Annotated in this window: 16 protein-coding genes; 13 read left to right on the top strand and 3 right to left on the bottom strand. The window is 69.3% G+C overall.

Annotation, left to right across the window (positions count from 1 at the left end):
- The first annotated feature begins 16 nt into the window (after window positions 1-16).
- The 3 genes from FHY06_RS03985 to FHY06_RS03995 all read left to right on the top strand — a co-directional run bounded on the left by FHY06_RS03985 (window position 17) and on the right by FHY06_RS03995 (window position 1,750).
- The gene (locus FHY06_RS03985; protein WP_019652541.1) at window positions 17-562 is read left to right on the top strand and encodes a septation protein A; all 546 of its coding nucleotides are present in this window, start codon (window positions 17-19) and stop codon (window positions 560-562) included.
- Window positions 559-837: a BolA family protein gene (locus tag FHY06_RS03990; protein ID WP_019652540.1), complete on the top strand. Its 279-nt coding sequence runs from the start codon at window positions 559-561 to the stop codon at window positions 835-837. The genes FHY06_RS03985 and FHY06_RS03990 overlap by 4 nt, the downstream gene beginning before the upstream one ends.
- A 127-nt stretch (window positions 838-964) precedes the next feature.
- Window positions 965-1,750: a peptidylprolyl isomerase gene (locus tag FHY06_RS03995; protein WP_019652539.1), complete on the top strand. Its 786-nt coding sequence runs from the start codon at window positions 965-967 to the stop codon at window positions 1,748-1,750.
- A gap of 53 nt (window positions 1,751-1,803) precedes the next feature.
- Here the strand turns inward: FHY06_RS03995 and FHY06_RS04000 are convergent, their stop codons facing one another.
- Together FHY06_RS04000 and purL are read right to left on the bottom strand one after the other, a co-directional pair.
- Complete coding sequence (locus FHY06_RS04000; protein ID WP_019652538.1) at window positions 1,804-2,115, bottom strand: hypothetical protein; 312 nt, start codon at window positions 2,113-2,115, stop codon at window positions 1,804-1,806.
- 5 nt (window positions 2,116-2,120) lie between these two features.
- Window positions 2,121-6,101: a phosphoribosylformylglycinamidine synthase gene (purL, locus tag FHY06_RS04005; RefSeq protein ID WP_184603501.1), complete on the bottom strand. Its 3,981-nt coding sequence runs from the start codon at window positions 6,099-6,101 to the stop codon at window positions 2,121-2,123.
- A 155-nt stretch (window positions 6,102-6,256) separates the two neighbouring features.
- Between purL and map the strand changes: the two genes are divergently transcribed.
- The 10 genes from map to FHY06_RS04055 all read left to right on the top strand — a co-directional run bounded on the left by map (window position 6,257) and on the right by FHY06_RS04055 (window position 23,073).
- Window positions 6,257-7,081: a type I methionyl aminopeptidase gene (gene map / locus FHY06_RS04010; RefSeq protein WP_019652536.1), complete on the top strand. Its 825-nt coding sequence runs from the start codon at window positions 6,257-6,259 to the stop codon at window positions 7,079-7,081.
- A gap of 34 nt (window positions 7,082-7,115) precedes the next feature.
- Window positions 7,116-9,722, top strand: a complete 2,607-nt coding sequence (locus tag FHY06_RS04015; protein WP_126181906.1) for a [protein-PII] uridylyltransferase — start codon at window positions 7,116-7,118, stop codon at window positions 9,720-9,722.
- 28 nt (window positions 9,723-9,750) lie between these two features.
- The gene (locus tag FHY06_RS04020) at window positions 9,751-10,785 is read left to right on the top strand and encodes a GGDEF domain-containing protein (RefSeq protein ID WP_184603503.1); all 1,035 of its coding nucleotides are present in this window, start codon (window positions 9,751-9,753) and stop codon (window positions 10,783-10,785) included.
- A 364-nt stretch (window positions 10,786-11,149) separates the two neighbouring features.
- Window positions 11,150-11,542 (top strand): cellulose biosynthesis protein BcsD, encoded by a 393-nt coding sequence (gene bcsD, locus FHY06_RS04025; RefSeq protein ID WP_260310007.1) that lies wholly within the window; start codon window positions 11,150-11,152, stop codon window positions 11,540-11,542.
- Window positions 11,539-12,063: a hypothetical protein gene (locus FHY06_RS04030; RefSeq protein WP_145758515.1), complete on the top strand. Its 525-nt coding sequence runs from the start codon at window positions 11,539-11,541 to the stop codon at window positions 12,061-12,063. The genes bcsD and FHY06_RS04030 overlap by 4 nt, the downstream gene beginning before the upstream one ends.
- A gap of 2 nt (window positions 12,064-12,065) precedes the next feature.
- The gene (gene bcsQ / locus FHY06_RS04035; protein ID WP_221404144.1) at window positions 12,066-12,866 is read left to right on the top strand and encodes a cellulose biosynthesis protein BcsQ; all 801 of its coding nucleotides are present in this window, start codon (window positions 12,066-12,068) and stop codon (window positions 12,864-12,866) included.
- 8 nt (window positions 12,867-12,874) lie between these two features.
- A complete protein-coding gene (gene bcsA, locus FHY06_RS04040) occupies window positions 12,875-15,043 on the top strand; it encodes a UDP-forming cellulose synthase catalytic subunit (RefSeq protein ID WP_019652531.1) in 2,169 nt (722 codons plus the stop codon).
- Window positions 15,040-17,412, top strand: coding sequence for a cellulose biosynthesis cyclic di-GMP-binding regulatory protein BcsB (gene bcsB / locus FHY06_RS04045; protein ID WP_184603506.1), 2,373 nt, complete (start codon window positions 15,040-15,042; stop codon window positions 17,410-17,412). The genes bcsA and bcsB overlap by 4 nt, the downstream gene beginning before the upstream one ends.
- Window positions 17,413-17,419: 7 nt before the next feature.
- Window positions 17,420-18,697, top strand: coding sequence for a cellulose synthase complex periplasmic endoglucanase BcsZ (bcsZ, locus tag FHY06_RS04050; RefSeq protein ID WP_221404093.1), 1,278 nt, complete (start codon window positions 17,420-17,422; stop codon window positions 18,695-18,697).
- Complete coding sequence (locus FHY06_RS04055) at window positions 18,670-23,073, top strand: cellulose synthase subunit BcsC-related outer membrane protein (RefSeq protein ID WP_260310008.1); 4,404 nt, start codon at window positions 18,670-18,672, stop codon at window positions 23,071-23,073. The genes bcsZ and FHY06_RS04055 overlap by 28 nt, the downstream gene beginning before the upstream one ends.
- On the opposite strand, the gene FHY06_RS04060 is transcribed toward FHY06_RS04055, so the two are convergent.
- Complete coding sequence (locus tag FHY06_RS04060) at window positions 23,055-24,425, bottom strand: putative bifunctional diguanylate cyclase/phosphodiesterase (protein WP_019652527.1); 1,371 nt, start codon at window positions 24,423-24,425, stop codon at window positions 23,055-23,057. The genes FHY06_RS04055 and FHY06_RS04060 overlap by 19 nt on opposite strands.
- Window positions 24,426-24,491 lie beyond the last annotated feature (66 nt).

Genomic DNA, 24,491 nt, shown 5'->3' on the forward strand with positions numbered 1-24,491 from the left:
AAAAGCGGCCCGCTCGATGAAACTGATCCTCGACTTCTTCCCGATCCTGCTCTTCTTCATTGCCTACAAGATGGGCAACATCTACACCGCCACCGGCGTGCTCATGGCCGCCACGGTGGTGCAGATGGCGATCATCTACGCCACCGAGCGCAAGCTGCAGGCGATGCAGAAGGCCACGCTGGTGCTGATCCTGCTGTTCGGCACGCTCACGCTGGCGCTGCACGACGATCGCTTCATCAAGTGGAAGCCGACGGTGCTCTACGGTGCGATGGCGCTGGCGCTCGCGGTGGCGCTCTGGGCACTCAAGAAGAACTTCCTGAAGATGCTGCTGGGCTCGCAGTTGGAGCTGCCCGACCGCATCTGGGGCCGGCTCAACGTGGCGTGGATCGGCTATTGCGTCTTCATGGCCGTCATCAACGGCTACGTGGCGGCGTACTTCACCACCGAGGCCTGGGTCAACTTCAAGCTCTGGGGCTACGTGTTCCCCATCGTCTTCTTGGTGGCGCAGGGCCTGTACATCGCGCCGCACCTGAAGAACGAAGAAGACAAGCCCGCGGCATGACGAGCACGACCGCCCCCCTTCCCACCACAGCCGGACTCGAGGCGGCGCTGCGCAAGGCGCTCGCGCCCACGGCCCTCGAAGTGATCGACGAAAGCGCGGCCCACGCGGGCCATGCGGGTGCCAACGCCGAGGGCCGGGGCACCCATTTCCGGGTGCGCATCGCCTCCCCCCTGTTCGAGGGGAAGCCCCGCGTGGCGCGGCATCGGCTTGTGTATGATGCCCTCCAGGTTTTTATCGCACAGGGTCTGCACGCCATCGCCATCGAGGTGCTCTGAGTCAGTCGTCCAACGGACCGAACGCCGCGCTTGCACCGGCCGCTGCTCCTCTTCCCCTCCAATTCCTGCTTTCTTCCCCGCGCCTTTTCCTACACGCGCATTTCCCTCCCAGCTCGATATTCATTCCATGAAAAAACACATCATGCAGGCCGTCGCGGCCGCAGCGCTGCTCGGTGCCATCCCCATGGCGGCCCTGGCGCAGAACGCAGCCATCGTGAACGGCAAGCCGGTGCCCAAGGCCCGCATGGACGTCCTGGCCCAGCAGCTGGCAGCCGCCGGCCGCCCGGTGACGCCCGAGATGCAGGGCCAGCTGCGCGAGGAGATCGTGGCTCGCGAAGTATTCATGCAGGAAGCCCAGAAGCAGGGCCTCGACGCCACCGAGGACTACAAGAACCAGCTCGAACTCGCCCGCCAGGCCATCCTGATCCGCGCGCTGTTCGAGAACTACCGCAAGACCAACCCGGTCTCGGACGCCGACGTGAAGGCCGAGTACGACAAGTTCGTCGCGGCCAATGGCGGCAAGGAATACAAGGCGCGCCACATCCTCGTCGAGACCGAAGACCAGGCCAAGAAGATCATGGCCGACCTGAAGAAGGGCGCCAAGTTCGAGGACATCGCCAAGAAGCAGAGCAAGGACCCGGGTTCGGGCGCCAATGGCGGCGACCTCGACTGGGCCAACCCCGCGAGCTTCGTGCCCGAGTTCTCGGAAGCCATGATCAAGCTCAAGAAGGGCGAGACCACCCCCGCCCCGATCAAGACCCAGTTCGGCTGGCACATCATCCGCGTCGACGACATCCGCCAGGCTCAGCTGCCGAAGCTGGAAGAAGTCAAGCCGCAGATCACGCAGCAGTTGCAGCAGCAGCGCCTGCAGAAGTACCAGGAAGACCTGCGCGCGAAAGCCAAGGTCGAGTAATCGACCCCGAGCATGAAAAAAAGCGGCCTCAGGGCCGCTTTTTTCATGGGCGCTCAGATCGCCCAGGTGCCGAAGTTGTCGCCCGGGCCGTCGAGTGCCCCGAACACCTGCCAGGCCGCGCCGGCATCCGCGCCCTGCACCGCCCGGCCCAGCGCATCGAGCGTGCGATGGATCTTCTTCGATGCGCCGAAGTGCGCGGCATTGAGCGCCTCGAGCTGCGGCAGCAGCGTGCGCAGGATCTCGATGCGTGCCGACGAAGCCGCCGCCTCGTCCGCGCGCCACGCGAGCAACTGCTTGCGGATCAAGTCCTCGATCCGCGCCGCTTCCAGCACATGCCGGCTTCGCGGGTGATCGAGGTCGAGCATCAGTCTCAGCCCACCCAGCGGCGCGCATTGCGCCAGATCTGCATCCAGGGGCTCAGCTCGCTCTTGTCGCCCGAGGTCCAGCTCATCTGGATGTTGCGGAACACGCGCTCGGGGTGCGGCATCACGGCGGTGAAGCGGCCGTCGGGCGTGGTCACCGAGGTCAGGCCGCCAGCGCTGCCGTTGGGGTTGAACGGGTACTGCTCGGTCGCCTTGCCGTGGTTGTCGACGAAGCGCATCGCCGCGATGGCCTTGTCGGCGTCGCCGCGGTACTTGAAGTTGGCGTAGCCCTCGCCGTGCGCCACCGCGATCGGCAGGCGGCTGCCGGCCATGCCCGCGAAGAAGATGCTGGGCGATTCGAGCACCTCGACCATCGACAGGCGTGCCTCGAAGCGCTCGCTCTGGTTGGTGGTGAAGCGCGGCCAGGCTTCGGCGCCCGGGATGATGTCGGCCAGCTCGGCGAACATCTGGCAGCCGTTGCACACGCCCAGGCCGAAGGTGTCGGCACGGCCGAAGAAGGTCTTGAACTGCTCGGCCAGCTTCGGGTTGAAGGTGATGCTGCGCGCCCAGCCGATGCCGGCGCCCAGCGTGTCGCCGTAGCTGAAGCCGCCGCAGGCGACCACGCCCTTGAAGCTGGCAAGGTCCGCCCTGCCCGACTGCAGGTCGGTCATGTGGACGTCGAAGGCCTCGAAGCCGGCCTCGGTGAAGGCGTAGGCCATCTCGACGTGCGAGTTGACGCCCTGCTCTCGCAGGATCGCGACCTTCGGCCGCGACTGCAGGAGGGCCGGGGCAACCGGCGCGGCAGCCTGCTGCGCGTTCGGCAGGAAAACGTGCATGCCCGGATCGGCCGGATCGCCAGCCGCCGCGTGTTCGGCATCGGCGCAGGCCGGGTTGTCGCGCTCGCGGGCGATCTTCCAGCTGACCGAGTCCCACACCTGCTGCAGGTCGTGCAGGCTGGCGCTGAACACGGACTTGGCATCGCGCCAGACTTCGACCTTGCCCTTGCCCGCGTCCATCGGCGAGCTGGCGGGGCGCGTCTTGCCGACGAAATGGCTGTGGGTGCTCAGGCCGTGGGCGCGCAGCACCTGCATGACGTCGTTGCGCTCGGCGGTGCGCACCTGCAGCACCATGCCCAGTTCCTCGTTGAACAGCGCCTTGAGCGTGAGCTCCTCGCGGCGGGCGCTGACCTGCTGCGCCCAGTTCTTGGCGTCGCCGGTCTCCATGCGGCTGTCGGAGATGCCGTCGCCCTCCGTGACGAGCATGTCGACGTTCAGCGCCACGCCGACGTGGCCGGCAAAGGCCATCTCGCAGGCGGTGGCGAACAGGCCGCCGTCGCTGCGGTCGTGCATCGCGAGGATCTTGCCGTCGGCGCGCAGCGCGTTCACGGCATTGACCAGCGCGACGAGCTGCGCCGGATCGTCGAGGTCGGGCACCGTGTCGCCGCTCTGGTCGAGCGTCTGCGCGAGGATGCTGCCGGCCATGCGGTGCTTGCCCTGGCCCAGGTCGATCAGCACCAGCGTGGTGTCGGGCTCCTCGGCATCGAGCTGCGGGGTGAGCGTGCCGCGCACGTCGGGCAGCGTGGCGAAGGCGCTGACGATCAGGCTCACGGGCGACGTGACCTTCTTAGCTTCGGCGCCGTCCTTCCACTGGGTGCGCATCGACAGCGAATCCTTGCCGACCGGAATCGACACGCCCAGCGCCGGGCACAGTTCCATGCCGACGGCCTTCACGGTCTCATACAGCGCGGCGTCCTCGCCGGGCTCGCCGCAGGCGGCCATCCAGTTGGCCGAAAGCTTCACGCGCGAGAGTTCGATGGGCGCTGCCAGCAGGTTGGTGATGGCCTCCGCCACCGCCATGCGGCCCGAGGCCGGCGCGTCGAGCGCGGCCAGCGGCGTGCGCTCACCCATGCTCATGGCCTCGCCGGCAAAACCCTTGTAGTCGGCCAGCGTCACGGCGCAGTCGGCCACCGGCACCTGCCATGGGCCGACCATCTGGTCGCGATGGCTCAGGCCGCCCACGGTGCGGTCGCCGATCGTCACGAGGAAGCGCTTGGAAGCCACGGTCGGATGCGAGAGCACGTCGATGGCCGCCTTCTGCAGGTCGACACCGGTGAGGTCGAGCGGCTTGAAGCTGCGCGCCACGGTCTTGACGTCGCGGTGCATCTTCGGCGGCTTGCCGAGCAGCACGTCCATCGGCATGTCGACGGGCTGCACCTCGGCGCCTTCGTCGGCCACCAGCAGCTGGCGCTCCTCGGTGGCCACGCCGACCACCGAGAACGGGCAGCGCTCGCGCTCGCAGAAGGCCTTGAACTGTTCGAGCGAATCGGGCGCGATGGCCAGCACGTAGCGCTCCTGGCTTTCGTTGCACCAGATTTCCTTCGGCGCCATGCCCGACTCCTCGAGAGGCACCGAGCGCAGGTCGAAGCGCGCGCCGCGGCCGGCGTCGTTGGTGAGTTCGGGGAAGGCGTTGCTCAGTCCGCCCGCGCCCACGTCGTGGATCGCGAGGATGGGGTTGGCCGCGCCCTGCTGCCAGCAGTGGTTGATGACCTCCTGCGCGCGGCGCTCGATCTCGGGGTTGCCGCGCTGCACCGAGTCGAAGTCGAGCTCGGCCGCGTTGGCGCCGGTGGCCATCGAGCTGGCGGCGCTGCCGCCCATGCCGATGCGCATGCCGGGGCCGCCGAGCTGGATCAGCAGCGAGCCGGCGGGGAACTGGATCTTCTTGGTCTGCGCCGCATCGATGCTGCCGAGGCCACCCGCGATCATGATGGGCTTGTGGTAGCCGCGCTGGACGGTGTCGACGTCGCTGGCCACGGTCTGCTCATACTCGCGGAAGTAGCCCAGCAGGTTGGGACGGCCGAATTCGTTGTTGAACGCGGCGCCGCCCAGCGGGCCCTCGGTCATGATCTGCAGCGGGCTGGCGATGTGCTCGGGCTTGCCGTAGCTGCCCTCTTCCGGCCAGAGCTTCGACACGGTGAAGCCGGTGAGGCCCGCCTTGGGCTTCGAGCCGCGGCCGGTGGCGCCCTCGTCGCGGATCTCGCCGCCCGCGCCGGTCGAGGCACCGGGAAACGGCGAGATGGCCGTGGGATGGTTGTGCGTCTCGACCTTCATCAGCACATGGCTCAGGGCGCTATCTTTTTGATAGCTCTGCGAGCCGTGGGCCGGCACAAAGCGTTCGATGGTCGTGCCCTCCATGATCGAGGCGTTGTCCGCGTAGGCCACCACGGTGTGCTGCGAGTTCAGCTTCTCGGTGTTGCGGATCATCGAGAACAGGCTCTGCGACTGGGCCTGGCCGTCGATGGTGAAGTTGGCGTTGAAGATCTTGTGGCGGCAGTGCTCGCTGTTGGCCTGCGCGAACATCATGAGCTCGACGTCGCTGGGGTTGCGGCCCAGGCGGGTGAAGGCGTCGACGAGGTAGTCGATCTCGTCCTCGGCCAGGGCCAGACCGAAACCGGTGTTGGCCGCCACCAGCGCGGCGCGGCCCCCACCCTGCACGTCGACCTGCGCCATCGGCTGGGCTGGCAGTTCGCTGAAGAGGCTGGCGGCCTGCTCGACGGTGGCCAGCACCGACTCGGTCATGCGGTCGTGCAGCGGGCCGGCCACGGCGGCCAGCGCGTCGCCTTCGAGCACGGGCGCCTTGCCGATCAGGGGTGCCTTGAGCTTCAGGTGGTATTGGGTGACGCGCTCCACGCGCCGCAGGGCCAGCCCGCAGTTGTGAGCGATGTCGGTAGCCTTGGAGGCCCAGGGCGACACGGTGCCCAGGCGCGGCGTGACCACGACGCTGGCGCCAGCCTTGGCCGGGGCCTCGAAGGGGTCGCCGTAGGTGAGCAGCGCGGCGAAGCGCTCGCGGTCCGCCGCGCCGAGCGCCGCATCGGTCACCACGAGGTGCACGAAACGGGCCGAAATGCCCTCGATGCGCGGTTCGATGGCCTGCAGCTTCGGCAGCAGCTGCCGCGCGCGGAAGTCGCTGAGCGCGCTGCCGCCCTCGAACATGGTTACGACAGGAAGGGCTTTAGGTGCGGGCTGCGTCACGGTCGATGGGGCCTCGGGGGCCGCGTTGGGAATCAAGGAATCGAGGCGGATGGCCGCTGACTGGGGTCATCCGCGTTAACCCGGAATTTTAGCTTGCCGAATGGGATAATTCGGCCATGAGCATTAACTACAAAGACGCTGCAGGCATCGAAGCCATGCGGGTCGCCTGCCGCCTGGCCTCCGAGGTGCTGGACTACCTCACCCCCTTCATCAAGCCCGGCATCACGACCAACGAAATCGACCGGCTCGCCGCCGAGTACATGGTCAAGCAGGGCACCACCTCGGCCACGGTGGGCTACATGGGCGCGAGCAGCGTCCCGTTCCCGAAGTCGCTGTGCACCTCGGTGAACCATGTGGTGTGCCACGGCATTCCGAACGACAAGCCCCTGAAGAAGGGCGACATCATGAACGTCGACGTGACCGTCATCAAGGACGGCTGGTTCGGCGACAACAGCCGCATGTACGTGATCGGCGACGCGTCGATCGCCGCCAAGCGCCTGTGCCAGATCACCTTCGAGGCGATGTGGCACGGCATCCTGCAGGTGCGCCCCGGCGCGCACCTGGGCGACGTGGGCCATGCGATCCAGAAGTTCGCCGAAGGCCACGGGTTCTCGGTGGTGCGCGAGTTCTGCGGCCACGGCGTGGGCCAGCGCTTCCATGAAGAACCCCAGGTGCTGCACTACGGCCGCCCGGGCACCATGGAAGAGCTCAAGCCCGGCATGATCTTCACCATCGAGCCGATGATCAACGCCGGCAAGCGCGACGTGAAGGAAGACTTCAAGGGCGGCCAGTACGACGGCTGGACCATCGTCACACGCGACCATTCGCTGTCGGCCCAGTGGGAGCACACCGTGCTCGTCACCGAGACCGGCTACGAGGTGCTGACCCTGTCGGCCGGCAGCCCGCCGCTGCCCTCCTTCGTCACCGCCACCAAGACCTGACGCGGCAGCGCCGCGTTCCATCGCCTTTCCGCCCGTGATCGAAGCAGCCAACATCGACGTGGCGACGCTGCGCGAAGCCTATCGCGCAAAGAAGCTCGCCCTGTTCGACACCCTGCGCTTCGCGCGCGCTCCCACCCGCAGCGTCCACACGGTGCTGCGCCAGCTCTCGGCGCTGGCCGACGAAACCCTGTGCACCCTGTGGCGCGAGGCCGGCTTCGGCGAATCGCTCACGCTGGCGGCCGTGGGCGGCTTCGGGCGCGGCGAGCTCTTCCCCTATTCCGACGTCGACGTGCTGCTGCTGCTGCCGCCCGAGGGCGAGGCCGGCAGCATCGAGCCGGCCCGCATCGAGGCCTTCATCGGCCAGTGCTGGGACGCCGGACTGGAGATCGGCTCCAGCGTGCGCACGGTCGAAGAATGCCTGGCGGAGGCCGAGAAGGACGTGACCGTCCAGACCTCGCTGCTCGAGGCACGCCTGATCGCCGGCAACAAGAAGCTGTTCACGGCCTTCCGCCGCCGCTTCTCGCGCGCCATCGACCCTCAGGCCTTCTTCGTGGCCAAGTCGCAGGAGATGCGGCACCGCCACCAGAAGTTCGACAACACGCCCTATGCGCTGGAACCCAACTGCAAGGAGTCGCCCGGCGGCCTGCGCGACCTGCAGACCATCCTCTGGATGACCAAGGCCGCGGGCTACGGCAGCCGCTGGGACGACCTGGCCAAGAACGGCCTGGCCACCTCCTTCGAGGCCCAGCAGATCAAGCGCAACGAGGCGCTGCTCTCGCTGATCCGCGCCCGGCTGCACGTGATCGCCAACCGGCGCGAGGACCGGCTGGTGTTCGACCTGCAGACCGCCGTGGCCGCGACCTTCGGCTACGAAAGCGAATCGCAGCGCAAGTCGAGCGAGGCGCTGATGCGGCGCTACTACTGGGCCGCCAAGGCGGTGTCGCAGCTCAACCAGATCCTGCTGCTCAACATTTCCGAGCGACTGCAGCCCAGCGACGAGCAGCCCACGCCGATCAACGAGCGCTTCTACGAGCGCGCCGGGCTGATCGAGATCGCGAGCGATGACCTGTACGAGCGCGAGCCTCACGCGGTGCTCGAGACCTTCCTGCTCTACCAGAAGACCATCGGCGTGAAGGGCCTGTCGGCGCGCACGCTGCGGGCGCTCTACAACGCTCGCCACGTGATGGACAGCAAGTTCCGCAACGACCCGGTCAACCACGAGACCTTCATGCGGATCATCCAGCAGCCTTACGGCATCACGCATGCCTTCAGGCTGATGAACCAGACCTCGGTACTCGGGCGCTACCTGCGCGTGTTCCGCAGCATCGTCGGGCAGATGCAGCACGACCTGTTCCACGTCTACACGGTGGACCAGCACATCCTGATGGTGCTGCGCAACGTGCGTCGCTTCTTCATCGCCGAGCACGCGCACGAGTACCCGTTCTGCTCGCAGCTCGCGGCCGGCTGGGACAAGCCCTGGATCCTGTACGTGGCCGCCCTCTTCCACGACATCGCCAAGGGCCGCGGCGGCGACCACTCCACGCTGGGCGCGCGCGACGTGCAGCGCTTCTGCAAGCAGCACGGCATCGCCCGGGAAGACGCCAAGCTCATCGAATTCCTCGTGGCCGAGCATCTGGTGATGAGCCAGGTCGCCCAGAAGCAGGACCTGAGCGATCCGGAGGTGATCGGCGCCTTCGCCAGGCGCGTGGGCAACGAGCGCTACCTGACCGCGCTCTACCTGCTGACGGTGGCCGACATCCGCGGCACCTCGCCGCGCGTGTGGAACGCCTGGAAGGGCAAGCTGCTGGAAGACCTGTACCGCTACACCCTGCGCGCACTGGGCGGCCGCATGCCCGACCCCGACGCGGAGGTCGAGGCCCGCAAGCGCGAGGCCCTGGTGCAGCTTGCCCTGCACGCCCAGCGCTTCGAGGCGCACAAGGCCCTGTGGGACACGCTCGACGTGGGCTACTTCATGCGCCACGATGCCGGCGAGATCGCCTGGCATGCCAAGCAGCTCTCGCGCTTCGTGCCGCCGCCCGACGTACCGGTCGACCCGAAGGCGCCGCCGGTGGTCCGGGCGCGCCTGTCTCCCGTGGGCGAAGGCCTGCAGGTGGCGGTGTACACGCCCGACCAGCCCGACCTCTTCGCGCGCATCTGCGGCTATTTCGACCAGGCTTCCTTCAGCATCCTGGACGCCAAGGTGCACACCACGAGCAACGGCTACGCGCTCGACACCTTCCAGGTGGTGACCACCTTCCTGCCCGACCATTACCGCGACCTGATCAGCATGGTCGAGGCGGGCCTGGCGCAGACGCTGACCGAAGCGGGCGCGCTGCCTGCGCCCAGCATGGGCCGGGTGTCGCGGCGGGTGCGCAGCTTTCCGATCAAGCCGCGCATCAGCCTGCTGCCGGACGACAAGGCCCAGCGCTGGCTGCTCAGCATCTCCGCCAGCGACCGCGCCGGCCTCCTGTATTCGGTGGCCCGGGTGCTGGCGCGCCATCACCTGAACCTGCAGCTCGCCAAGGTCACGACCCTGGGCGAGCGGGTGGAAGACACCTTCCTGATCAGCGGCCCGGAGCTCCAGGGACAGAAGACCCAGCTGGCCATCGAAACCGAATTGATGGAAGCACTGGCCTCCTGACACCCCGGGAACCCTCAGAATGTCGGCCATGGAATTTCTGATCGAACAGCTATCCGAAACCGTCTCCTCGGCCACGACGCTGGAAGACCTGGCGCGCCCGATGCTCGAAATGCTGGAGGCGGCAACCGGCCTGGAATCGGCCTATCTCGCAATCATCGAGCCCGACAAGGCCCGCCAGCACATCCTCTTCGCCCACAACGCGGGCGAGATCGCCGTTCCCGAAGGGGACTACCTGCCCTGGGGCGACACGCTGTGCCGCCACGCCCTCGAGGAAAACCGCATCTACGCCGACGACGCGGGCGGCTGCTGGGGCGATGCCGATGCCGCACGCGAACTGGGCATCAGGAGCTGCGCCGCCGCGCCGGTCCGGGTCGACGGCGGCCTCCATGGCGCGCTGTGCGTCGCCGGTGCCGGGCAGACGCCCCTGCCGGCCGTGGCGCAGCCGCTGCTGCGCCTGTTCGCCAGCCTGATCGGCCAGCAGGTCGAGCGCGAACGGATGATCGCCAAGCTCGACAAGGCCGGAATCGAGCTGCTGACCCATGCCGCGACCGACGCCCTCACCGGCCTGCCGAACCGCCGGGCGCTCGTCGATGCCCTGCAGCGCATGCTCGCCCAGGGCGCGCGCAGCGCCCAGAGCGTGCTGGTCGGCTTCATCGACATGGACGACTTCAAGAAGATCAACGACACGCACGGCCAGGAAGTCGGCGACGAGTTCCTCGCCGCCATGGCCAGGCAGCTGTCGGGCTCCGTGCGCGCGAGCGACATGCTGGCGCGCTTCGGTTCCGACGAGTTCGTGGTGATCGGCCTGGGTCCGGGCCTGGGCGAATCGCCGCGCACCGGCGCGATGGCGCTGGGCGATCGGCTGGCCGAGAACACCAAGGGCGAGCTGCGGCTCAGGACCATGACGATCGACTACGCGGGCGCCAGCGTCGGGGTGGTGGCGGTCGATCCGCGAACCACCTCCGCGGAGGAAGCCCTGCGGCAGGCAGATGCCGCCATGGACGCGGTCAAGCGCACCCGCCGCCTGATGTTCCAGCAGGCCGGCGAGGCCATCTCGGGCTGATCCCACGCGGGCCGTCGAGCCCTCTCCTTAGCCCGCGAGCCCTGCGCCGGCAGCGCCCGCTCTTTCTTCCGGTTCCCCCGCAGGGGATCGACCGCCCTCCCCCAAAAAAACGAATCCATTTGCGCCTGTGCTCCGTACAGGCGCGAAGCGGATCGCTTGGCCTGCACGTCCGCGCTGTGGACTCGTCCCCGAATTCAGACAGTTGGGTCTCCCAAACCCAGTCCTTTCGTACTAATTAGTTCACATTCATTGTCAATGGTTAACTGATCCAAGAGAATGCCTCGGCATGGAAACTGGCTCGTCGTTGATTGACTATTACGAAAAGAAATCCTGCAGCGCGCAATGGCTGGAATTCAATCGCGGCATGGCCGCCGAACTGAGCGCCGGATTGCCCCCTGAGGATCTGAAGCAGCTTTTCTTTCGCATCGGCCAGCGTCTTGCGCATGCCCTGCCGATTCCCCCGTGCCGCACGCTGGGCGAACTGCAGGACGAGTTCAACGCCCGCTGGGACGGCATCGACTGGGGCTTCGCCGTGCTGAACGAAGAGGCCGACGGCGTCGCCATCTCCCACGCCTGCAGCCCGGTCGCGGCCGCCTTCGGGCCGGGATCGACGGGCTGGAGCGTCGGCTTCTTCGAGGGCGCCTACCAGACCTGGTTCGAGGCGCAGCACATGCCCGCGAACCTGCGCGTGCACGCCTTGACCGAAGTCCATGCGGGTCCGCGCGTCGACCTGCGGCTGGCGAGGGTCGACCCATGAGCTCGGAGGAACACATGCCCGAGGACATCGCCGGCCTCTTTGGCAAGTTCGGCGGCAACGGCAATGGCTACCGGGAGTTCGCCCCGCCGGACGCAGAGGCGCCGCGCGCGTGGCCCTTGCTGACCGGCGAGAAGATCGCCCATCCGCCGACGGTCGCTGCGCCCGCGCCGGCGCCCTCGCCTGCCCCGGCGTCCGTTCCGGTCGGCGCCGCGATGACGGCGCACGCACCGGTTCATGCACCAGTCCACGCACCCGTACACGCCCCCGCCGCGGCCCCCGTTCATGCACCGGCTGCCTCGGTGCCGCCGCTGCAGGTCTTCGCGCCGCCGCCCGCGGCCATGTACGCGCCCGAGCCGCCCCTGACCCCGGTCGCGCCGGTGATGCCGGCGGCCGCCGCCATCGGCTCCTCCGGCCCGGGCGCCGGGCCGACGCCGCTGGAGCAGCTCTTCGCACGCCTGGCCGCACCGCAGGTGCCCGCGGCACCGCCGGGTCCCATGTCACGCTGGCGAAGGCCGACGTGACGATGGTTGTCATCCCCGTCATCTCTTCCAAGGGCGGCGTAGGCAAGACGACGATTGCCGCCAATCTATGCACCGCGCTCGTCCAGCGCGGCCGGCGGGTGCTGGCCATCGATCTCGATCCCCAGAACGCGCTGCGCTTCCACATCGCCAACGAGCCGCAGGCCTGCGACAGCGGCCTGGTCGAGGCCGCCACCGGCCTGATGCCGTGGGCGCGTGTGATCCGACCCGCGCACGGCGGGGTGATGCTGCTGCCCTTCGGCGACGTCGACGACGAGCGCCAGATCGCGTTCGAGCAGCAGCTGGCCCGCGCCCCCGGCTGGCTGGGTGACACGCTGGAGCGCTTCGGCCTGCCCCCTGACACGCTTGTGGTGCTCGACACCCCGCCCGGCCCCTCGGTCTACCTGCAGCAGGCCTTGCGTGCGGCCAGCTTCGGCGTGGTCACGGTGCTGGCCGATGCAGGCTCCTTCGCAACGCTGCCCATCGTCGAGCGCATGCTCGACAAGTACGCCCGCCCGCGCACCGACTACCTCGGTACCGGCTACGTGGTGAACCAGATCGACCCCGGCAAGCGACTCAACCACGACGTCTTCGAGCTGCTGCGCCAGCGGCTGCGCCCCGAGCTGCTGGGCATGCTGCACCTGGACCAGGCGGTGCCCGAGGCGCTGGCCTCGGCCGCGCCCGTGCAGCGCTACGCGCCCATGAGCCAGGCGACGCAGGACATCGACGCCTGCGCCGAGCGCCTGCTCGAACGCATCGACACCGTCCGCCAGGCGGCGTCCTTCCCGAACCTGCGGACCACGTAGACGAACCGATGAAACACGCCCAGTCCGCCCTGCCGCCCCAGCCCGAACCCCGCCCGGCGCCGGCGATCCTTCGGCTGCTGCCGGTGCGCATCCTCGGCTGGATCGCGGCGCTCACGATGCTGCCGGCGCTGATCATCGCGCCGATGACCTTCGAGCAGCAGATCGTGCTGTCGGTGGGCATCTTCGTGGCGGCGCTGGTCACCAACCGCTTCCGCGGCCGCTTCGCCAGCCTGGTTTTGATCTTCCTTTCGGTGGTCGTGTCCTCGCGCTACACCTACTGGCGGGTGACCGAGACCATGTTCATGGACAACCCGCTCGACTTCGTGCTGGGCGTGGGCCTGCTGATGGCCGAGCTCTACGCCTTCGTGGTGCTGCTGCTGGGCTACGTGCAGACCGCCTGGCCGCTGGAGCGCAAGCCGGTGCCGCTGCCGCAGGACCCGGCCGAGTGGCCCACCGTCGACCTGTTCATCCCGACCTACAACGAGTCGCTGTCGGTGGTGCGCCAGACCGTGCTGGCCGCGCAGCTGATCGACTGGCCGCGCGACAAGCTCAAGATCTTCGTGCTCGACGACGGCCGCCGCGAGGAATTCCGCGTGTTCTGCGAGCAGGTCGGCGTGACCCACGTCATCCGCGACAACAACCGCCACGCCAAGGCCGGCAACATCAACGCCGCGCTGAAGAACACCACGGGCGAGTTCGTCGCGATCTTCGACTGCGACCACATCCCCACGCGCTCGTTCATGCAGATCGCCATGGGCTGGTTCGGGCGCGACCCCAAGCTGGGCATGGTCCAGCTGCCCCACTACTTCTTCTCGGCCGACCCCTTCGAGCGCAACCTCGACACCTTCGGCACGGTGCCCAACGAGGGCGAGCTCTTCTACGGCCTGATCCAGGACGGCAACGACCTCTGGAACGCCACCTTCTTCTGCGGCTCCTGCGCCGTGCTGCGGCGGACCATCGTGGAAGAAGTGGGCGGCATCGCGGTCGAGACCGTCACCGAAGACGCCCACACCGCGCTGAAGATGCATCGGCTGGGCTACAACACCGCCTACCTCGCGCTGCCGCAGGCCGCGGGCCTGGCGACCGAGAGCCTCTCGGGCCACGTGGGCCAGCGCATCCGCTGGGCGCGCGGCATGGCGCAGATCTTCCGCATCGACAACCCGCTGTTCGGCCGAGGCCTGCACTGGGCGCAGCGCCTGTGCTACGTGAACGCGATGCTGCACTTCCTGTACGGGCTGCCGCGGCTCATCTACCTGACGGCGCCGCTGGCCTACCTGTACTTCGGCGCGAGCGTGATCCACGCCTCGGCCTCGATGATCTTCGCCTTCGCGCTGCCCCACATCCTGCACGCCAACCTGACCAACAGCCGCATCCAGGGGCGCTTCCGCTACCTGCTGTGGAACGAGGTCTACGAGGCGGTGCTGGCCTGGTACATCTTCCGCCCGACCCTGGTGGCGCTCATCAACCCCAAGCTGGGCAGCTTCAACGTGACGGCCAAGGGCGGCCTGATCCAGCAGGAATATTTCGACAGCAGCATCGCCAAGGCCAGCCTGGTGCTGCTCGCGCTGAACTTCGTGGGCGTTTGCCTGGGCGTGTGGCGCCTGACCTGGGTGGATTCGCAGCACATCGCCACCGTGTGGCTGAACCTGGCCTGGACGGTCTACAACCTGATGATCCTGGGCGCCTGCGTGGCCGCGGCCAACGAGTCGCGCCAGCTGCGCGGCTCGCACCGCGTGGAGCTGAACCTGCCGGCCACGCTGTATTTCCCCGACGGCCGCTCACTGCGCTGCAACACCTTCGACTTCTCCAGCGGCGGCCTGGGCCTCGAATTGCCGCAGGACATGAAGCTCGACCTAGAAACGCCGGTCGAGGTGGCGCTCTACCGCAACGACCAGGAGTCGCGCTTCGCCTCCAGCGTGCGCTTCAGCAACGGCAAGCGCCTGGGCCTTCGCTTCGCGCCGATGAGCTTTGCGCAGGAGCGTGCGCTGGTCCAGTGCACCACCGCCCGCGCCGACATCTGGGCCGCGCGCTGGGGCAACCACCCGCGCGTGCCGATCCACCGCGTGCTCGGCCACATCATCAGCATCAGCGGCACCGGCTTCAGAGACATGTTCAGCCACTACTACCGTGCGGCCGCCTCGCGGCTGCGTCCCGTCAAAGCGAAGGAATCCACGTGACGACCCACGTGACGACCCACCAGCGCGCGCATCGCCGCGCCGAGCATCCAGTCAGCGCGGCTTCGTCCTCGTTCGTCTCCCGCGCCGTGGCGCTGGCCGTGGCCCTGGTGGCCACCGGCACCGCCTTCGGCCAGACCCGCACCGCCGAACCGCAGGCTCCGGCTGCCGTTCCTGCGGTCCCGGTCGCCGCCGCTGTCCCGCAGGCCGTGGCGGCAGCCGCGCCCGCCGGCGGCGCCGTGCGCGAGTTCAACCTCACGCAGCTGGGCATCGACTACGCGGTGCAGCTGCGCGGCATCAGCGGCACGGTCGGCATTCCGTTCAACGTCCGCGCCGACGAGCTGGTGACCGCCGCCTCCTTCAGGCTGAACTACGCCTACTCGCCCTCGCTGATCCCGGAGCTGTCGCACCTGAAGGTCACGGTGAACGACGTCCTGGTGGCCACGCTGCCGGTACCCACCGCCGGCGCAGGCCGTCCGCAGACGGCCGACATCCCGATCGACCGGCGCCTGATCACCGAATTCAACCGCATCAACGTCGAGCTCATCGGCCACTACACCCGCGAGTGCGAGGACCCGGCGCACACCAGCCTGTGGGCGCGCGTCGACGCCTCCAGCACGCTGAAGCTGACGGTGGCGCCGCTGAAGCTGGTCAACGACCTCGCGGCCCTGCCGCAGCCCTTCTTCGACCGCCGCGACGTGCGCCGCGCGCGCATTCCGTTCGTGTTCGGCACGGCCGCCTCGGGCCCGGTGCTGGAGGCGGCGGGCGTGGTCTCGTCGTGGTTCGGCGCGCTGGCCGACTACCGCGGCGCTACCTTCCCGGTGTCGGGCGCCGACCTGCCCACGGGCCACGCGGTGGTGTTCGTCACGCCCGATTCGAGCATTCCGGGCCTCACGCTGCCGGCCATCCGCGGGCCGGGCATCGCGATCGTCGACAACCCGCGCGACCCCAACGGCAAGCTGCTGCTGGTGATGGGCAGCACGCCCGCCGACCTGCGCACCGCCGCAGCCGCGCTGGCGCTCAACGCCAAGGCCTTTGCGGGCGCCACGGCCTCGATCACCGCCTTCCAGGAGCCGCCCACGCGCAAGCCCTATGACGCGCCGCGCTGGGTGCCGAGCGACCGGCCGCTGCAGCTGGGCGAGCTGGCCACGGCGGCCGACCTCTCGGTGACGGGCTACAACCCCGACGTGGTCCGAGTGAACCTGCAGCTGCCGCCCGACCTCTTCACCTGGCGCAGCCGCGGCATTCCGCTCGACCTGCAATACCGCTATACGCCGCGCGTGCGGCCCGACCAGTCGACGCTCAACGTCAACGTCAACGAGAACTTCGTGGGCGGCCTGCCGCTGCGCTCTGCCAACCCGGCCGGCGACCGCTGGTGGAACCCGCTGGCGGTGAAGCTGATGCCCGACGGCACGCTGGCCGAGCGCAAGGAGGTGATCCTGCCGCCGCTGGCCATGGGTCCGCGCAGCCAGCTGCGGCTGCACTACTACTTCGAGCCGGTGGGCGGGCGCTGCGTGCCGCAGCTGGACAACGTGCGCGGCGCCATCGACCCGACCTCGAAGATCGACGTGTCGGGCTTCCCGCATTTCATCGCGATGCCGGAACTGGCCGCGTACGCCAACGGCGGCTTCCCGTTCTCGCGCATGGCCGACCTGTCCGACACCGCCGTCATCCTGCCCGACCAGCCCAGCAGCAGCGACACCGAGATGTTCCTCGGCCTGCTCGGCCAGATCGGCCGCTCCACCGGCTACCCCGCGCTGCGCGTGAAGGTGGGCCGCTCGGCCGAAGCGCAGCAGTGGGCCGACAAGGACCTGCTGGTGATCGGCAACCTGCAGAACCAGCCCCTGTTCACGCAGTGGGCCGACAGGATGCCGCTCAAGCGCAACGGCAACGCGCCCGAGTTCAAGCTCACCAGCTGGATCGACAGCGCCATCGACTTCGTGATCGGCGCGCGCACCCGCGAAGACCTGCCGGGCTCGATGCAGATCTCGGTGAGCGCCGACGGCCGCGACGGGGTGCTGGCCGGCTTCGAGTCGCCGCTTCGCAGCGGCCGCAGCGTGGTCGCCGCCATCGCCAACGGCGACTCGAAGGACGCTCTGCTCAACGCGCTGATGACGCCCGACCTGCTCAAGAGCGTGCAGGGCAGCATGACCATCGTGCGCGACACGCAGGTCAACAGCGTGCTGGGCCAGGACACCTACTATGTCGGGAGGCTGCCCCCCATCGCCTGGGTGCAGTGGAATCTCTCCCGCAGCCCGCTGATGCTGGCCGGGCTGGTGATCGTGCTGGCGCTGCTGGGCGCGGCCGTGTCGTACGCGGGCCTGCAGCTGCGCGCGCGCCGCCGGCTGTCGGTGAAGGCAAAGGGTAAGTAAGGAATACATGCAACGTTCGAAAACAGTGCCCCCGCCGCAACGGCCTTCGAGCCGGCGCGCCCTGCTGGGCGCGGCGGGGCTTGTGCTGGCCCTGCCCAGGCTGGCCGCTGCCGCGCCGGCCGCCCCGCCCCCCACGACGCCCCCCGCGGCTTCGCCCTCGCCAGCACCCGCACCTGCCTGCCACCCGGCCACCGACTGGGCCGCCTTCGCCGCGCGCCACATCCAGCCCGACGGGCGGGTGATCGACTTCAACACGCCGCAGCAGCAGTCGACTTCCGAGGGCCAGTCCTACGGCCTGTTCTTCTCGCTGATCCACAACGACCGCGCCACCTTCTCGCGCGTGCTGGCGTGGACCGAGGCCAATCTCGCGGGCGGCAGCCTCGCCAAGCAGCTCCCGGCCTGGCAATGGGGCCGCAAGCCCGCCGGCGGCTGGGGCGTGCTCGACGCCAACGCCGCATCCGACGCCGACCTGTGGATCGCCTATGCGCTGATGGAAGCCGGCCGGCTCTGGAACGACGCCGGCTACCGCTCGCTCGGCCGGGAGGTGCTGGCGCAGGCGGTGCGCGAGGAGATCATCAACGTGCCCGGCCTCGGGCGCATGCTGCTGCCCTGGCCCAAGTCGGTGGCGAGCGGGCCGCTGTGGCGCCTCAACCCGAGCTACATGCCTCTGCAGCTGCTGCGCTACTTCCAGCAGGCCGACGCGGCCGGCCCGTGGGGCGAGGTCATCGACAACACGCTGCGCATGTTCGGCGCCGTCACACCAAAGGGCTTCGCGCCCGACTGGTGCGCCTGGTCGCAGGATTCGCGCAGCTTCGTCGCCGATCCGCAGAAGGGCGCCATCGGCAGCTACGACGCCATCCGCGTCTACCTCTGGGCGGGCATGCTTTCGGAGAAGGACCCGGCGCGCAAGATGCTGCTGCTGAACCTGCGCGGCCCGCGCCAGGCGTTGGCCGAGACCCACACGGTGCCCGAATACGTCGACACCGTTACCGGCCAGATCCGCGGCATGGCGCCGCTGGGCTTCTCGGGCGCGATGCTGCCCTACCTCAAGGCGCTGGACGCCACCGATGCATTGGCCGACCAGGTCGCCCGTGTGCCCGGCGGCCGCGTGGCGCCTCCCGCCGCCAACGCAACCACGCCGCCACCGACGCCCTTGCCGTACTACGAGCAGTGCCTGTTGCTTTTCGGACAGGCGTGGCTCGACGGCCGTTATGAATTCGGCCGCCACGGCCAGCTGCAAACCTCATGGAGAACGCTATGCCGTCCCAATCGACCGGCGCAATGACCGGCATGAAGACCGGCCTGATGCCGCAGCGCTCGCGCGGCCTCGCCGCCGGCCCGCGTGCTTTCGTGCCGTCGCGCCAATCGCGGCAATGGACGACCTGCCTCGGCATGCTCGTGGCCCTGTACGCCGCCAACCCCGCCCATGCGCAGGCCGATGCCGCCAGCGCGGCGCTGATCGAGCAAGGCAACTACTGGCAGGCCCAGGGCCGCGCCGATCTGGCCGAGGAAAGCTGGAAGAAGCTGCTGAGCGTGCAGCCCCAGTCGACCGACGCGATGTACGGCATGGCGCAGGTCGAGCTCTCGCGCGGCAATTCCGACGCCGCGCGCACCTGGATCACCCGCCTGCGTACCGCGAACCCGAACGACAGCCGCCTCGCACGCCTGCAGCAGCAGGCGCAGCAGCCCGCCGGTGCGCAGAGCACGCTGCAGCGCGCCCGCGCCGCGGCTCGCGCCGGCCGCGCCGCCGAGGCAGTGGAGCTCTACCGCAGCCAGTTCGACAACCGTCCACCGCCCGAGGCGCTGGCGCTCGAGTACTACCAGGTGCTGGCCAGCACGCCCCAGGGCGCCGATGAAGGCCGCCGCGGCCTCGAGCAGCTGGTGAAGGACCATCCGGAGAACGCCAACTACAAGCTCGCGCTGGCGCAGCAGAAGACCTACAGCGAATCGACCCGCCGCGCGGGCATCCGCGAGCTGGTCGAGCTGACCAAGCAGCCGGCCGTGGCCAATGCCGCGCGCGCAGCATGGCGCCAGGCGCTCATCTGGCTCGACGCGCGCCAGCCCGACGTTGCGCTCTACCAGGAATACCTGAGCACCAATCAGGCCGACGCTGCCGTGGCCGCTCGGCTCGAGAGCCTCACCAGCGCCAAGGCCGCCGCCGCGAACTCGCCCGGCGTGCCGGTGGGCGAAGGCTTCAAGGCGCTGGACCGCGGCGACGCGAGCACTGCCGAGCAGCGCTTCCAGCAGGCGCTGCGCACGAAGGCCGACGACACCGAGGCGTTGGGCGGACTGGGCCTGGTGCGCCTGCGCCAGGAGCGCTTCGCCGAGGCGCAGGAACTGCTGGAGCGCGCGGTGCGCGCTGGCGGCAGCAAGTGGAACTCGGCGCTGCAGAGCGCCAACTACTGGGTGCTGGTCGGACAGGCCCGCGCCGCCCAGGGCAAGAACGACCTGCGCGGCGCGCAGTCGCTCTACGAGCGCGCCGTGCGCATCGATCCGCGCGAGCCGGTGGGCCAGAACGCGCTGGCCGACCTGCGCGCGGCCGCGGGCGACTTCCCTCAGGCCGAGCAGGGCTACAAGCGCGTGCTCGAAAGCCATCCGCAGAACACGCAGGCGCTGCGCGGGCTGATCTCGGTCTACGGCCAGACCGGCCGCCCCGACGAGGCCGTGGCCCTGTCGCGCCGTCTCACGCCCGAGCAGGCCACCCAGCTGGGCGGGCTGCGCGACATCCAGGTCGAGCAGGCGCGCAACCGTGCCCGCCAGCAGGCCGATGCCGGCGACGCGGCCGGCGCGCAGCGCACGCTCGAAGACGCGATGCTCGCCGCGCCCGACAGCCCCTGGGTGCGGCTGGACCTCGCGAATCTCTACCGCAAGCGCGGCATGGTGTCTGAGGCGCGCGGCGTGATGGAGGGCCTGCTGATGTCGCAGCCCGACATGCCCGACGCGCTCTATGCGAGCGCCCTGCTCGCCTCCGAGACCGGCGACGCGGCAGCGGGCATCCAGTACCTCGAACGCATTCCCGCGGGTTCGCGCACGCGCGACATGGCCGCGCTGCAGCGCCGCCTCTGGGCACAGCAGCAGGCAGCACGCGCGCAGGCGCTGGCCCGCCAGGGCCAGGTGGACGCCGCGCGCGGCGTGCTCGCACAGGCCGAGTCGGCGCTCAGCAGCGACATGCCGGCCGAGCTCTGGGGCCAGCTCGCGGGTGCCTATGCCGAGATCGGCGACGCACCGCGCGCCCTGGCCATGAGCCGCCAGCTGCTGGCGCGCTCGCCCACGCCGAGCACGGGCGACCGGCTGCTCTACGCCTCGGTGCTGCTCAAGACGAAGCAGGACATCGAGCTGTCGGCCGTGCTGCGCCAGCTGGCCGCCACCAACATGACGGCCAGCCAGCGCGCCGACTTCGACAACCTGCGCGTGGCCTTCGCGCTGCGCCAGACCGATTCGCTGCGCGAGGCGGGCAACCTCGAAGCGGCCTACAACGCGATGGCGCCGGTGCTCGCCGAGCGCCCGGACGATCCACAGGCGCTGGCCGCGCTGGCGCGGCTGTACTCGGCGGCGCGCGACGAAGGCCAGGCGCTCGCGCTCTACCAGCGCGTGCTCCAGCGCAACCCGACCGATCTCGACACCCTGCTCGCCGCCGCTGCCAGCGCCAGCGCGCAGCGCGACCACAGCTCGGCCGAGAACTACGTGATGGCCGCGCTCAAGCAGGCCCCCGACCAGTCGCGCGTGCTCGCGGCGGCCGGGCGCGTCTACCGCAACGCCGGCGAGAGCCGCAAGGCCGAGCAGTACCTGCGCGCGGCGGTCGAGGCCGAGCGGCAGGTGGCATCGGGCGGCTTCGCCCCCGGCGGCATGGCCGCATCGCCGCTGCCGCAGGCCAACCCCTTCGCGGGGATGACGGGCGGCGCGCCCGGTACGGCGGTGCCGGCCGGCTATCCGCCGGCCAACGGCAATCCATTCGCACAGGCGCGGATGCAGCCGGCTTCGTACCAGGCGCCTGCGGCAGCGGCTGGATACCCGGTGGCGCAGGCCTATCCCGCCTACCCTGCCAACGCCGCCTATCCGGCAGCAGCGGCGCCGAATGCCTACCCGCCCGGCGCACTGCCCTGGAACTCGGGCGCTCCGGCGTCGAACGCCAAGGGCCGCTCGACGGCGGCCAAGTCGTCGTCGACCCGCACGGCGCGCAATTCCGCGGCGAACCCGAACAACGTGCCGCAGGCCTCGGCCTATATCGCGCAGCCGATGCAACAGCCCTTGCCGCAGTATCCGGTGCCCGGCACGCAGCAGGTCGCGCCGGTCTACATTCCGCCGGCACAGCAGGGCGGCTATCCGGCGCCGGGCTACCCGCAGGCCAACGCCGCCTATGCACAGGCCAACACGCCGCGTGCGGAATCCGGCTGGAACGCGCCGCTGCGCACCGCACCCGCGCCCCGTTCAGTGGAAGCCGAGCTGCAGGAGCTCGAATCACAGCGCGCCATCAGCCTCACGGCGGGCACGGTGTACCGAAACCGCGCCGGCGAGGCGGGCCTGAGCCGGCTCTCCGACTTCCAGCTGCCGATACAGGCGCGCTTCCCGGTGGGCGAAGGCAAGATCGTCGTGGGCGTGACGCCCACGGTGCTAGATGCCGGCACGCCCGCGAGCGACTACGGCACCGGCAGCCGCTTCGGCGGCGGCCCCAGCGCCGCGCTGAACTCGCTGAGCACCGGCGCCAGCCCCGGCCAGCAGAACGCGGCCGGCGTCGGACTCAACGTGGGCTACGAGGGCAAGAACATCGATGCCGGCATCGGCACCACGCCGCTGGGCTTTCCCACCACCAACGTCGTCGGCAACGTGACCTTCAAGGGCAGCATCGGCGACTCGTGGAACTACAAGGCCGACATCTCCCGCCGCGCCGTGACCGACAGCGTGCTGTCCTTCGCCGGCGCGAAGGACGAGCGCACCAACGAGCGCTGGGGCGGCGTGGTCGCCACCGGCGTGCGCGGCGACATCGGCTACGACGACGGCACCTACGGCGTGTACAGCTACCTCGCGGCGCACGGCATCACCGGCAGGAACGTGCACAGCAATTCGCGCGTGGAAACCGGCGGCGGCGCCTATCTGCACCTGCTGAACAGCCCGAGTTCCAAGCTCACGCTGGGCATGAACATCGGCCTGATGGGCTACCAGAAGAACCTGAGCTACTACACCTTCGGGCAAGGCGGCTACTTCAGCCCGCAGAGCTTCGTGAGCGTGGCGTTCCCGGTCGACTGGACCGGGCGCAGCGACCGGCTCTCGTGGCGGCTGAACGCCTCGCTGGGCGTGCAGTCGTTCACCCAGAAGACTTCGCCCTACTTCCCCACGGACCCGTCGCGCAACTCGGCTGCATCCAACGCGGCATACCAGGCGCTGGCCCTGGGGCTGAACAGCTCCAACTTCAACAACACCTACGCGAGCAGTTCGAAGACCGGCCTGGCCTACAACCTCGCCGCGGTGCTGGAATACCAGCTCGCTCCGAAGATGTTCCTGGGCGGAGCCCTGGGCTTCAACAACGCGCAGAACTACCGGCAGTTCACAGGCAGCGTCTACCTGCGCTACGTGTTCGGCGGCTCCAGCAGCATCGGCGTGCCCGGCGCCGGCTCGGGCACCACGCTGAACCCGATGACTTCGCCCTACACGCCGCTGCTCTGATCGGGGAGGCCCGCGCCGGGCTTCCCGTCGCGGCCCCACAGCGGCGCGCGCTCGTATTGCGCGACCCAGGGCCCGACCTCCTTGGCCGCCATCGGCTTCGCGATGCCATAGCCCTGGCCCAGCGTGCAGCCCATGGCCAGCAGCGCCTCGCCCTGCTTCACCGTCTCGACGCCTTCGGCCACCGCCGTGAGCCCCAGGGCGTGGAGCAGCGCGATGATGCCCTGCACGATGGCGCGGTCCTGGCTGTTGTCGACCATGCCGCGCACGAAGGACTGGTCGATCTTCACCGTCGACACCGGCAGCTGGCGCAGGTAGGTCAGCGACGAATAGCCGGTGCCGAAGTCGTCGATGGTCACGCCCACGCCCAGCAGCTTGCAAGCTTCGACGAACAAGGCGACGTTCGCGAACTGGCTGATCGCGGTGGTCTCGAGGATCTCGAGCTCGAGCATGCCCTCGCCCTGCTTGGGAAACTGGGCCAGGTGGCGCGCCAGCCGCTCGACGAAGTCCCAGCGCATCATGTGGCGCGGCGCCACGTTCACGCTCACCGAGATCTGCAGGCCCTCCAGGCGCCACTGATGCGCCTGCCACAGCGCGGTGGCGATGGCCCAGTCGCCGACCTGCTCGACCAGGGCATCGTCCTCGATGAGCGGCACGAACTGCGCCGGGGGCATCAGCCCGCGCTCGGGGTGCATCCAGCGGATCAGTGCCTCGACCCCGACCACCACGCCGCGCGACATGTCGACCTTGGGCTGGTAGACGAGGAAGAACTCGCCCTGCAGCAGCCCCTCCTGGATGCGCTGGCGCTCGCGCACCACCTGCTCGTCGGCGCGTGCCTGCGGGGCGTCGAAGTAGTGCACCTTGCCGTCGGCCGCGCGCTTGGCGAAGAAGGCCGCGTGCTGCGCCTGGCGCAGCGCGGTCTCGGGCGGCGGGCCGTTGCTGTCGAGCAGCATGGCGCCGATGCTCGCGTCGATGCTGGCGGTCTGGCCGCGCCATTCCCAGGGTTCGGCGAGCGCCGTCTGTATGCGCTCGAGCACCTGCGCGCATTGCGAGGTGCCGAGGCCCGCGAAGAGCGCCGCGAACTCGTCGCCGCCCACGCGCGCCATCACGCTCTCACGCGGCAGCTCGGCCTTGATGCGGCGGGCCACCTCTTCCAGCGCCGCGTTGCCCGCGACCATGCCCAGGCGCGTATTCAGTTCAGCGAAGCGGTCGACATCGACGTAGCACACCGCCGCCAGCCGCTTGCCGGCGCGCGCCCAGTCGGCCATCAGCGGACGAAGGATCTCGTCCGGCGGAAGGCGGGCCGATCCGTCGTAGTAGGACGGCAGTGAAACGGTGGGTTGCTGGTTCGACAAAAGACTGGGACTCCGGAAGTCGCGGGCTATTGTTCTCCCAATTCGTACCGATCCACCCGTTGCGGC

The sequence above is a fragment of the Variovorax atrisoli genome, assembly GCF_014195185.1.
In the GTDB taxonomy this organism is placed as follows: Bacteria; Pseudomonadota; Gammaproteobacteria; order Burkholderiales; family Burkholderiaceae_C; genus Variovorax; species Variovorax atrisoli.

What these genes read in the sequence shown, in the direction of transcription:
- FHY06_RS03985 (WP_019652541.1), top strand. Translation starts at nt 17, where the DNA reads ATGAAACTGATCCTCGACTTCTTCCCGATCCTGCTCTTCTTCATTGCC.
- FHY06_RS03990 (WP_019652540.1), top strand. Translation starts at nt 559, where the DNA reads ATGACGAGCACGACCGCCCCCCTTCCCACCACAGCCGGACTCGAGGCG.
- FHY06_RS03995 (WP_019652539.1), top strand. Translation starts at nt 965, where the DNA reads ATGAAAAAACACATCATGCAGGCCGTCGCGGCCGCAGCGCTGCTCGGT.
- FHY06_RS04000 (WP_019652538.1), bottom strand. Translation starts at nt 2,115, where the DNA reads ATGCTCGACCTCGATCACCCGCGAAGCCGGCATGTGCTGGAAGCGGCG.
- purL (WP_184603501.1), bottom strand. Translation starts at nt 6,101, where the DNA reads ATGTTCGAGGGCGGCAGCGCGCTCAGCGACTTCCGCGCGCGGCAGCTG.
- map (WP_019652536.1), top strand. Translation starts at nt 6,257, where the DNA reads ATGAGCATTAACTACAAAGACGCTGCAGGCATCGAAGCCATGCGGGTC.
- FHY06_RS04020 (WP_184603503.1), top strand. Translation starts at nt 9,751, where the DNA reads ATGGAATTTCTGATCGAACAGCTATCCGAAACCGTCTCCTCGGCCACG.
- bcsD (WP_260310007.1), top strand. Translation starts at nt 11,150, where the DNA reads ATGGCCGCCGAACTGAGCGCCGGATTGCCCCCTGAGGATCTGAAGCAG.
- FHY06_RS04030 (WP_145758515.1), top strand. Translation starts at nt 11,539, where the DNA reads ATGAGCTCGGAGGAACACATGCCCGAGGACATCGCCGGCCTCTTTGGC.
- bcsQ (WP_221404144.1), top strand. Translation starts at nt 12,066, where the DNA reads ATGGTTGTCATCCCCGTCATCTCTTCCAAGGGCGGCGTAGGCAAGACG.
- bcsA (WP_019652531.1), top strand. Translation starts at nt 12,875, where the DNA reads ATGAAACACGCCCAGTCCGCCCTGCCGCCCCAGCCCGAACCCCGCCCG.
- bcsZ (WP_221404093.1), top strand. Translation starts at nt 17,420, where the DNA reads ATGCAACGTTCGAAAACAGTGCCCCCGCCGCAACGGCCTTCGAGCCGG.
- FHY06_RS04055 (WP_260310008.1), top strand. Translation starts at nt 18,670, where the DNA reads ATGCCGTCCCAATCGACCGGCGCAATGACCGGCATGAAGACCGGCCTG.